The 10,087-nt window shown below is 68.4% G+C and carries 8 protein-coding genes; 2 read left to right on the top strand and 6 right to left on the bottom strand.

The genetic code is table 11. The features are described from left to right. Nucleotides 1-385: 385 nt before the first annotated feature. The gene (locus HR086_RS40095; RefSeq protein WP_174456209.1) at nucleotides 386-2,629 is read right to left on the bottom strand and encodes a DPP IV N-terminal domain-containing protein; all 2,244 of its coding nucleotides are present in this window, start codon (nucleotides 2,627-2,629) and stop codon (nucleotides 386-388) included. Nucleotides 2,630-2,705: 76 nt separating this feature from the next. Between HR086_RS40095 and HR086_RS40090 the strand changes: the two genes are divergently transcribed. Beyond that, a complete protein-coding gene (locus tag HR086_RS40090) occupies nucleotides 2,706-3,611 on the top strand; it encodes a LysR family transcriptional regulator (protein WP_174456208.1) in 906 nt (301 codons plus the stop codon). Nucleotides 3,612-3,646: 35 nt separating this feature from the next. Here HR086_RS40090 and HR086_RS40085 read toward each other — a convergent pair whose 3' ends face one another. The 3 genes from HR086_RS40085 to HR086_RS40075 form a co-directional block, all read right to left on the bottom strand. Then, nucleotides 3,647-3,919: a hypothetical protein gene (locus HR086_RS40085; RefSeq protein ID WP_141647901.1), complete on the bottom strand. Its 273-nt coding sequence runs from the start codon at nucleotides 3,917-3,919 to the stop codon at nucleotides 3,647-3,649. Nucleotides 3,920-4,054: 135 nt separating this feature from the next. Beyond that, nucleotides 4,055-4,939, bottom strand: a complete 885-nt coding sequence (locus HR086_RS40080) for an AraC family transcriptional regulator (RefSeq protein WP_174468244.1) — start codon at nucleotides 4,937-4,939, stop codon at nucleotides 4,055-4,057. A gap of 32 nt (nucleotides 4,940-4,971) precedes the next feature. Further along, on the bottom strand, nucleotides 4,972-5,907 hold the full coding sequence (locus HR086_RS40075; protein WP_174468243.1) for an NAD(P)/FAD-dependent oxidoreductase: 936 nt from the start codon (nucleotides 5,905-5,907) through the stop codon (nucleotides 4,972-4,974). A 291-nt stretch (nucleotides 5,908-6,198) separates the two neighbouring features. Between HR086_RS40075 and HR086_RS40070 the strand changes: the two genes are divergently transcribed. Then, nucleotides 6,199-7,770 carry an LVIVD repeat-containing protein gene (locus HR086_RS40070; RefSeq protein ID WP_174464293.1) on the top strand — a complete coding sequence of 524 codons (1,572 nt, stop codon included), beginning with the start codon at nucleotides 6,199-6,201 and terminating at the stop codon, nucleotides 7,768-7,770. Nucleotides 7,771-7,794: 24 nt separating this feature from the next. On the opposite strand, the gene HR086_RS40065 is transcribed toward HR086_RS40070, so the two are convergent. Then, on the bottom strand, nucleotides 7,795-9,138 hold the full coding sequence (locus tag HR086_RS40065) for a hypothetical protein (protein WP_174468242.1): 1,344 nt from the start codon (nucleotides 9,136-9,138) through the stop codon (nucleotides 7,795-7,797). Continuing rightward, on the bottom strand, nucleotides 9,135-9,848 hold the full coding sequence (locus HR086_RS40060) for a hypothetical protein (RefSeq protein WP_254626652.1): 714 nt from the start codon (nucleotides 9,846-9,848) through the stop codon (nucleotides 9,135-9,137). Before HR086_RS40060 ends, HR086_RS40065 begins: the two co-directional genes overlap by 4 nt. Nucleotides 9,849-10,087 lie beyond the last annotated feature (239 nt).

Genomic DNA, 10,087 nt, shown 5'->3' with positions numbered 1-10,087 from the left:
GGGTGATAGTGGGAGGCGGCGGCCTGGGCCGCTCCGTCACGCGCGCGGGAATGGGCTCCGTCGCATACACCAGGAACGCCACGCCCACCCCGCCGAGCAACATGAAGACCGAGAAGATGCCCGCCACGACCATCGCGGCGTGATTCCGTTTGGCCGCCTCCTGCTGCGCGGAGGGGACTTCCTTCCACCCTGGCTGAAGGGGGATGCCGGTGGGTTTGGTCCTCTCCGCGCCGCAGTGGGTGCAGAGAGGCTCGCGCTCCACCGCCTTGAGGAAGGGGGCGCCACAGTTCAGACATTTCGGACGGGGTCTGGCCACGGTCCGGAGTCTAGTCGCTCCGCCGACACCTGGGGCGACGATATGCGCTCAAGTGGGCAAAAGTAGGCTTCACCGGGGCGCGCCCAGGGTCCGGAGGAAGAACAGACCCACGTCGTCCTGGTAGTAGCGACCCGCGGCCCCCTGCGGGGAGTGCGGCTCGCCGGGCATGATGAGCAGTTCGAAGTGCTTGCCCGCCCGGATGAGCGCGTCCGCCATCCGCATCGTCACGGAGAGCGTGGCATTCACATCGCTGGTGCCGTGCATCAATCTCAGGTGGCCCTTCAGCTTGCCCGCGAGCGGGAGGTTGTCACCCACCGCGTAGCCCTGGGGATTGGCGCTCGGCAGGTTGAGGTAGGGCTCGTTGATGATGGCCTCTTCCGTCAGCGCCCCCGGTGCCGCGGCATACCCCGCCTTGAAGAAGTCCGGCGCCGTCAGCATGCCGCGCAGCGCGAAGTAGCCACCCCAGGAGTGGCCGTAGAGGCCCACCCGCTCCAGGTCCATCCACGGACGCGTGGACGCGGCCTGCTTCAACCCCGTCACGTAGTCGGGAATCTCCGTCTGGCCCACGCAGCCATAGTTCGCGTCCTGGAAGGCCTTGCTCCGCCCAGGTCCTCCGCGAGGGTCCACCAGCACCGTGACGAAGCCGAGCTGCGCCAGGCCGCTGGCGGTCAACGACATCGAGTTTCCGATGTAGCTCCATGGCAACAGATTGAAGAATGGGCCGCCGTAGATATAGGCGAGCACCGGGTAGCGCTTCGCGGGGTCGAAGTCGCGCGGCTTGTAGAGCACGCCCTGCAGGGGCGTGACGCCGTCGGCGGCCTTGACGATGAACGGCTCCGGGCGCACGTCACCGAGGGCCTCGAGTTCACTCGCGTCCGCCGTGGTGAGGCGCACGCGCTTGCCACCCTCCATGGACACCAGCTCCCGCAGCCGGGGCTGCGCGCGGGAGGACCACGCGTCCACGTAGTGCTGGCCCGAGGGCGACAGCGTGATTCGGTGCATCCCCGAGCCCGAGGACAGCCGCTTCAATGCGCCACCCTTCAGGCTGCCCCGGTAGAAGAGCTGCTCGTATGGCGCGCCGCTTTCGGCCGAGGCCAGCACGTAGAGGGCGTCCCCCTGTTGCGCCACGCCCACCACTTCATGCACGGGGAAAGCGCCGCGCGTGAGCTGCCGCAGGAGCTTCCCCGCGCGGTCATACGCATACACATGTCGCCAGCCATCGCGCTCCGACATCCAGAGGTAGCCACGTCCTCCCGGCAGCGCCGTCACCTGCTTCGCCCAGCCGCCCACCGCGAAGTCCAGGCCAGCGACGAAGGTCTCCGGACGCTCCTCGCGCAGCACGTGCCGACGCTGTCCGGTCCCCGGTGTCACCGCGGTGAGGTCCAGGCGCTTCGCGTCACGAGAGAGGTGGAGGCACAGCGCCTCCGTGCCCTCGGGGTTCCAGCCCGCGAAAAAGTCATACGTCTCGCCCTCTACGGGAGGAATGCGCGTCACGCGGCCCGTGGCCACCTCCACGACATGCAGCTCCGAGCGCGGCAGCGGCGTCCCCGTCTTCGCGTACGGCACCGTCGTCACCTTCTCCAGCGCGTCCGAGTAGTCCACCACGGGCACCTGATGCACGGCGCGCAGGTCGTCGCGCCACACCACCAGGAAGCGTCCATCCGGCGACCAGGGGCGCTCAGCAATCCGCCAGTCCAGGCGCTCCTCTCCCGCGCGCTCCACCACGGTGGCACCGTCCGCGCCCAGCACCGCGAAGCCGCCCTTGCGCTGCACCGCGAGCGCTCCTCCGCGCGGCGCGAGGAAGTGGTCCGGAGACAGCGTCAGCGCGGCCCGGTCCTCCGGCGACAGCAACGTGACGCGGCCACCTGTCAGCCCCAGGCCGAAGGTCTTCCCCTCCAGCCGGAAGACAATGCCCTGCTCATCCGGAGCGAGCGCGACGTCGAAGAAGCGAGGCGCCGTGACGGGCTTGCCCAGCAACGCCGAGAGCTGCTCGCGCAGCTGCTCACCCGACAGGAGCGGCTTCAGCTCCCCCGTCTTCGCGTGCGCCAGCACCCACGTCCCGCCGTCCTTCCCCTCGCGGGACCAGAAGACCAGGCGGTCTTGGTCACGCAGCCACCTGGGCGGGACGAGGCTGTCGCGCAGGAGCTCCACCCGACGGTTGAACTGGTTCGCCAGGTCCAGCTTCGCCTGGACCGTCGCATCCGGCGTGGGTCCGGATGCGTCAGCGGAAGGTGACTCACCGTCGAGCGCCAGGACGGGAGCCCCCGTCAACGCCGTGAGCAGCAGACCCAGGGGAACGCAGGGGAATCGCATGCACCGATGGTAGGAAACGGCATTCTTCACCACCAATATATCTTTCGAGGCGCATTGAGACGGTTAACGTCTCGATATGGAATTCCGTCAGCTCCAGCTCTTCGTCGCGGTGGCGGAGGAGCTGCACTTCGGACGCGCCGCCGCGCGCATCGGCATGGCCCAGCCGCCGTTCAGTCAGCAGATTCGCCGGCTGGAGACCGAGCTAGGGGTCGAGCTGCTCACGCGCACCAGCCGCCGCGTGGCCCTCACCGCCGCCGGAGTTCGACTGCTGGAGGAGGCGCGAGCGCTGCTGGCCCGACGGGGAGATGTCATCCACTCCGTGCAGCAGGCGGCGAGCGGAGAGACGGGCACGCTGCGCGTCGGCTTCGCCGCGTCGTCGTCCTTCGGCGTCCTGCCGGACATCGTGCTGCGCTTCCGCACGCGCTTCCCGAAAGTGAAGTTGGAGCTGGATGACAGCGCGACCCTGAACGTCGGCGCCGCGCTCACCTCCGGGGAGCTGGACATCGCCATCATCCGGGCGCCCTTCCGTCACGAGGGGCTCACCGTCGAGCGCCTGCTCCGGGAGCGCTTCGTGCTCGCGCTGCCAGCACGGCACCCTCGCGCCCGTCAGCAAGTCATCGCGCTGTCCTCGCTGGCGAGCGAACCCTTCGTGCTGTTCCCCCGCCACTCCGCGCCCGGCATGCATGACCTGGTGACGAGCATGTGCCTGGCCGCGGGCTTCTCTCCGAACATCCTCCAGGAAGCCAGCTCGTGGCCTTCCGTCGTCGGCATGGTGGAGGCGGGGCTGGGACTGACCATCGCTCCCGCGTCCTCCCAGGCCCTGTGCCCCAAGGGCGTCGTGTTCCGCCCCCTGAGCGGCGCTCCCGGCCACGCGGAGCTGGTGGTGGCCTTCCCCGGGCCTCGGCCCTCACCCGCCGCTCAGCACTTCCGCGTCCTCGCGCATGAAGCGGTGTCCCGCTCGGGCAGGGGCGCCTCGGACTGAAGCGGGGTTTGGGCCCCGCGGCCGTGGCTCCCCGCTCAGGACGGTGTGGGCTTCTTGCTCCGTCGCGCCTTCGTGCTCGCGGGTGGCTCCGAGTCGTTCGCCGCCACCTGCGGCCCCAGGTTGAACCAGAAGGGACAGAGCAACGGTGGCGCTCCTCCTGCTTCCGGCGGTGTCGACACCTCGCGCGGCCCTCGCCAGAGCGGACGCACTTCGCCACCCCGTCTGCTTCGTCTCGCTCGCGTCGCCATCAGCGGCACCGTCCACTGCACCGCCACCACGAATCCCCCATCCCGTTGAAGCGTGGGCACGACAATGCGCCTCGGGGAGCGGGCCTGAAGCGGCTCGCTCCCGACGATTCCCTCATCGGCGTCGGCATGCGCACGAACTACCGAGATGACAGTTTCCTGTCAATTCAAACGGGCAACAAAATAGAGAACACCCGTTCAGCGCACTCCTGCCTCCATTCGCCTCCTCCATGCGGCAGGTGTCACACCGTGCACGCGGCGAAAGAGGCGGATGAAGTGCGTGACATCCGCGTAGCCCACACGGTCCGCGACGATGTCCACCCGCTCGTCCGTGTGACGCAGGCGGCTGCGCGCCTCGGCCATCCTGCACTCGAGAATCCACTCCCCCACCGAGCGCCCCGTCTCCTGCCGCACCACGGCGGCGACGTGCGGCGCCGAGCGCCCCAGCTCCCGCGCCACCTTCGCGAGCGACAGCGGCTCCAGGCAGTGGGTCTCGATGTACGTCAGGGCCCGACGACTCAGGCCCATCGAGGAGGACTCCGGCACGACGTCGGGGAACGCCATCCGCTCCAGTTCCACCAGCACCAGCCGGAGCAGCGAGAGGCTGGCCTCGTCACTGCCCCGCTCCTGTCGCGTCTGCTCTTCTTCCATCAGCCGCATCCACCGCAACAGGCGCCGACGCTGCACGGGCGTGGGCCGCAGCACCGGGTGACAGCCGCCGCGCACGCGCAGCAGCGGCCCCAGCCGTGACGCGCGCTCCTCCGCGTCCGAGGACAGCGCCTCCGGATAGAAGCCGAGCCCCATGCACTCCGCATCCGAGTGCTCGCGGCCATGCGCGTCTCCGGGCGGAATGAGGTGCACGTCCCCGGCGCGCAGCACCAGGTCGCCCGCGTGCCGCACCTTCGTCTCCCCGCGCAGCACCAGCATCACCACGGCGTACGAGTGCACCGTGGAGTGGGCCCGCGAGTGCTGCGCGGTCAGGGGCCGCTGCGGGCCCACCCAGGTGAGACGCCGCTTCTCCTCGAAGTCCCGCTGGATTGCGGGCCACGCGTGGCTGTGTCCTTCGATGGGTGCGGAGGCCATGGAGCCTTCGTAGCGCGGGGCTCGACCCGGCGTCACTTCGCGTGGCCCGCGCCCAGCGCCTCCATGTTGAGCTGGTGGTTCATCACGTAGGCGGACTGCGCACCGGCCGCCGCCGCTATCAGCGCGCCCTGCAAGCGCGTGGTGAGGTCTCCCGCCGCGGAGATGCCGGGCACGGAGGTCTGTTGCATCGGGTCCACCTTCACGAAGCCCATTTCATCCAGCGCGAGCCCCAGCCCCTCCACCAGCGCCACGTGCCGCTGCGGCGGTCGGGTGAAGATGTACTCCTGCCGCACGCGCGTCCCGTCCTCCAGCTCCACCGCCTCCAGCGCGCTCCCATCCGCGGACGCGATGAGGCGCCGCACCCGTCCCTCCACCAGTCGCACCTCGGCCCGCTGAAGCTGCGCGCGCCGCTCGGCCGACACCTGGAAGCCACCCAGGGTGTACAGCGTGACGTCCGCCGACCAGCCCTTCAGGAAGAGGGCGAAGTCCAGGTACAGCTCCGCCTCCGGGCCCGCGAACACACCCCAGGCCTTGTCCTGGATTTCCCAGCCGTGGCAGTAGGGACACTGGAAGACGGCCTTGCCCCACAGCTCGCGGTAGCCCGGCAGGTCCGGCAGTACGTCCACCATGCCCGTGGCCAGCAGCACGCGGCGGGACTCCACGACGACTCCGCCCTCCAGCGTCACGCGGAAGCGCGCGTCACCCAGGCGCTCGATGCCGCTCACCCGCACGTCGCGAATGTCGACCTCGTAGGGACGCAACTGCTCCCGGCCGATGGCGCGGAACTCCCGGGGGGGCGTGCCGTCGCGGGTGACGAAGCCCTGGATGTGCTCGGCCGCCGCGTTGCGGGGCGAACCCGCGTCGCACAGCAGCACCTTCTTGCGGCCACGGCCCAGCACCAGCGCGGCGCTCAGGCCCGCGGGGCCGCCGCCCACAATCACCACGTCCTTCGCGAGAATGTCGTTCATGGTGAAGAACTAAACGCCGGCAATTCCTCGCGGGAGAGCGGGGCTTCGGGCGGAATCGGCGCATCGGCGGGTGGGGGCAGCGGACCCGGGCGAGCAGGCGGACGCTCGACGAGGACGACCGGCCAGGTATGGCGCCCTTTGAGCAGGTGGGAACAGTCGGCACATGCCACGGGACGTGCGCCGTTGACCAAAAGTGCGAAGGGTCGGCTTCCCGAAGGGGAAGCAGCGTTCCTACACTGCGAGTCAGGGGCCTCAAGGCCGGAGTGCGGCTCCCCACCCAGGAGGTATGCGATGCAGCCCGCGCGTCTCGCGTTGACGGTCCTGCTCGCCTGCGCTGCGTCCGGCTGTTCCTCTTTGGAGGACGCTCCGTGGGACGGACGCTACACACCGCTCGAGGAGCGGGGCGACTGGATGGACTCAGGCCCCTTGTCCGTCTGTCACGTGCTGGAGGGTGCCGACGCGGCCTGTGGCAGCCTGGAGTCGTTCGACTTGTCCGGCTGCAAACGTCGCTCGCTGGAGGCCCTGGAGCGCGAGGGGGTGTACCGCAGCGAACTGCGCTTCGACGCGCGGGGCACGCAGGCGGCTCGGGCCGCCCCTTTCGGCGGAGGCTTCAAGCTGAGCTCCACGGGCGTCCCCGAGCAGGTCCTCGGAGCCACCGCCGTGGCCGGAGTGTGGGACGCGCGGACGTTCCTCGTCTCCAGCCAGTCCCCGGACGGACTGTTCACCTTCGCGGGCTGCAACGCGGTGGGCCCGCGCGCGCTGACGGGCTGCTTCTCGCGGTGTCGCGACGGTGTGTTGGTGGAGTCGGGGACCTTCCGCGCCGAGCGCGTGGCGCGCTTCAAGGGAGAGCACGAGGTCTCCGGCGGACTGAAGCTGGTCTCCGAGCGCTGGGTGGACCTGGGCATGCCCGTGGACGTGCAGGTCATCGGTGAGCATGCCTATGTCGTCTCTCAGAAGCGGGAGGGACAGCGTGGGGGGCTCACCGTCTTCGACGTGAGCCAACCCGAGGCGCCGGTGCGCGTGGCGCGGATGAGCCTTCCGGAGGACTCGGACTGGCGGGGCGCGACGTTCAAGGGCGGGGTGCTCTATGTCGCGAGCGCGAGCTCGGGCGTGGTGGTGCTCGATATCTCCCAGCCCTCCGCGCCGGTGTTCGTGCGCAGGGTGCCGGAGAAGCCTGTCAGCGTCGGGTTGGTGAGCGTGGATGGGGACAGGTTGTACGCGGTGGGGACGGAGCCCTCCGCGGGCACGCTGATGTTCGACATCTCCACGCCCTCCGAGCCCCGGCTGCTCCAGCACATCGTCTCCGGCTCACGCATCGCGGAGAACCCCTCGTCGCGAGGCCCGGTGAGCTACGAGGGCCGCCTCTATGTGAACCATCTGCGTGACGGGCTGCAGGTGGTCGACGCGCGCTCGGGCGGAGGGGTCCAGTTGTTGGGGCGGTACACGTACCCGTATGCGAACAGTCGCGCGAGCGCGGTGGGCACGTTCGGCGGGCGCATCGTGGCGTTCGAGAGCAGCCTGGGCGTGGGGGCGCGGCTGCGCGCGCTGGATGTCAGCGAGCCGCGCAACATCGTGAAGATTGGCGAGTATGGCTTGCGCGGAGTCGTGTCACCGCGGGCGCTGGAGCTGCGCGGCTCGCGGCTGTACGTGACGTATCACCAGGAGGGGTTGCGCGTGCTGGACGTGAGCAATCCCACACAGCCGCGCGAGGTGGCGTACTTCAACAGCTTCCGCGAGACGGACCCGGGACGCGGGGACGCGCTGGAAGAGGGCGCCACGGGGCTCCAGGTGCCTGGAGATGGCTATGTGTATGTCGTGGACACGTCCCGTGGATTGCTGGTGCTGACGGAGCCGCCACAGTGAGCTGTATCGTCCACGAACGCCGAGTCATGCGTTCTCGCCAGCCCTTCCCTTGGCTGCTTCTTTAAAAAGCTGCGTGAGCGAGTAGTCCAGCAGTGACTGGCGGGACTGCATGTACCGGCGGGTGCGGAGGAAGGGCAACCACACGCGATGGCCCACGCGCACCTGGGACTCTTCCCTCTTCTGGCGCGGCACCCACGTCCCACCCAATCGCCGCACCAGCAGCTCACCCAGGTAGGCCCCTAGCGCCGGTGCGGTATGCCCGTCGATGAGTTCGCGTTTGTACCGCTCGGGGAAATTCTCCCTCCAGAAGTAGAAGTCCAGGTCCGTGAGAGACTCGGGCGTCTCGTCCATGATGGACGGCACCTGGGTGTGAAGCGCCGCCACGAGTCCTTCGGACAGGACTCCGTAGTCAGCGAGGACACGCTCCGGATTCTCCACGTCCGAGGGAAGCGCGGCTGGGAGCCACTCCTCCGGCGCCGGTGGCCGGAAGGCGTTGAGCTCGGCGATCTTCCGTTGCCGCTCGCCGATGGAGAACTCATCTGGCAGTCGCGAGAGGAACGGCGCCACGTCAGGATGGAAGCGAGGCTCGACGGGTACGAATGCGGCACTGCGTTCTCTCAGCGTGCTCAGCACCGTGTCGAAGTCGAGGTCCGGCCGCAGGTGGACATGGGCACGGGCCTGGACGACCCGCGCTTCCTCACGGGCGAAATCGGCGGCGGTGGGCCACAGCACCAGGAGGACGGAGCCGTTGGGCAGCTCCTCCACGAGGTGCGCGGGAGTCGAGAGCATCCGCTCGCGACCCACCATCTCCACCAGCTTCGGTCCAAAGACATTCAGCCAGAACACCTCATAAATCGTGTCGAACCCATCCTTGCGCGAGATCCTTCCATCACGACCGAAGTAGGGAGCCCCCGAGAGCTGTCGATCCGCCATGCCATGGGCCATGGCGTAGTCCATGAGATAGTGCGCAGCCAGGGTCCTGACCATCTCTACAAACCCGAGACACCGCCCCCGCTCTGAAAACAGCGAGAGTGGCTGAACACTCAGGCTACAGCTCAACTGAGTTCCTGCTGGAGGGAGATCGAGGTCGAGCGTCAACTCGACTGAGGGCTGTGCACGGTAGAATGCGACGGATATTCCATGCTCATCGCGCCGCTCCTCCAATGCCTTCTTGATGGAAGCGCGCGAGTATTTTCGCCGTTTCGACCCCTTCACGACATCCGGCATCCAGCCTTCAGCGTGAGCCTCCAGCGCTTCGAGGAAGGGCGTGAGTTCGCTGTCCGACTCGACCCGATGGCCAAGTGCCCCATCCAGCAGGAATCGCAGGCTATCGCCAACTTTCGGCTCGAGCGAACTCATTGCCTTCATTGAAACAGCACCTCCACTCCTTTTGCCCTGGTCTCAGCTCTATTCACGGCACGGTCAAGGGCATCAGAATTCAATGGCTTCGAGGTCTTTTCGTAAATCAGACGGACCCTCTTGATTTGCACAGTCTGTTCGAGCCCAGGCCTCCGTATGTTCAACGTCTCGCCGTAATACCTCAGTGCGGCTCTTGCGTCCTCAACCACTTGAGCAGCGAGAGCATCCCCATCAAGGCCAAGAAACTCACGGCTCTTGAAGCTGAACGTCTCCACACGGGGCGTCGGGCCACCAGCGGGCCCCTCTTCGATGACGAGTACGTCCACGAAGCGCAGGTCCGCCTTCGCGACACCCACGTGCGTTTCGATGCGAGGCTTCTCGAAGTCCCCGAGCCATCGCCGCTGCGCCCGTGGCAGGGCCGCATCCGCCACCAGGATGACGACCATGTCCCTCTCGAAGGCCAGTCCCCGGGCATACCGCTCGCGTACGAGCTGGTAGCTGGACCACGGCAGCGGTCCCCTGGACGCGATGCCCTGCTCGATTTCCGCGGCCCTCTTCTCCAGGTAGGACAGGTAATCGAGCCAGAGCGGATGCACGTCGGCGCCAGGAGGCGCGGTTCTCAGGAGCGCCTCGCGATGCTTCTTCAGGGCCGCCACGTCCGTCGATAGCCGGGCGCCCCCCGCCTCGGCCTCCACCTGCCGGAACTTCGCCTCGGCCACCTCCGCGGGGATGCCGGCCGACTCGGGTGGCGGCGAGGGCCTGCCTCCGCTCTTCCCTGCTCCGCCCTTCGTTGGCGTGCCGCTCGGAGGCTCGACATGCCGCACCGCCAACGTGGCCTGCGCTCGAGCCAGATTGCCGCGTGCTTCGTGAAGGGCCAGCGCGCCGGCCTCACCCCACTCCGCCACCAGGAGCGCCGCCTCCCGGCTCTGCTGGAAGTGGCAAGCCAACTCCCCCACGG

It is taken from the genome of Myxococcus sp. CA039A (assembly GCF_013336645.1).
GTDB classification, from domain to species: domain Bacteria; phylum Myxococcota; class Myxococcia; order Myxococcales; family Myxococcaceae; genus Myxococcus; species Myxococcus llanfairpwllgwyngyllgogerychwyrndrobwllllantysiliogogogochensis.
This window is presented reverse-complemented; position numbering and strand designations above follow the sequence as displayed.

What these genes read in the sequence shown, in the direction of transcription:
- HR086_RS40095 (WP_174456209.1), bottom strand. Translation starts at nt 2,629, where the DNA reads ATGCGATTCCCCTGCGTTCCCCTGGGTCTGCTGCTCACGGCGTTGACG.
- HR086_RS40090 (WP_174456208.1), top strand. Translation starts at nt 2,706, where the DNA reads ATGGAATTCCGTCAGCTCCAGCTCTTCGTCGCGGTGGCGGAGGAGCTG.
- HR086_RS40080 (WP_174468244.1), bottom strand. Translation starts at nt 4,939, where the DNA reads ATGGCCTCCGCACCCATCGAAGGACACAGCCACGCGTGGCCCGCAATC.
- HR086_RS40075 (WP_174468243.1), bottom strand. Translation starts at nt 5,907, where the DNA reads ATGAACGACATTCTCGCGAAGGACGTGGTGATTGTGGGCGGCGGCCCC.
- HR086_RS40070 (WP_174464293.1), top strand. Translation starts at nt 6,199, where the DNA reads ATGCAGCCCGCGCGTCTCGCGTTGACGGTCCTGCTCGCCTGCGCTGCG.
- HR086_RS40065 (WP_174468242.1), bottom strand. Translation starts at nt 9,138, where the DNA reads ATGAAGGCAATGAGTTCGCTCGAGCCGAAAGTTGGCGATAGCCTGCGA.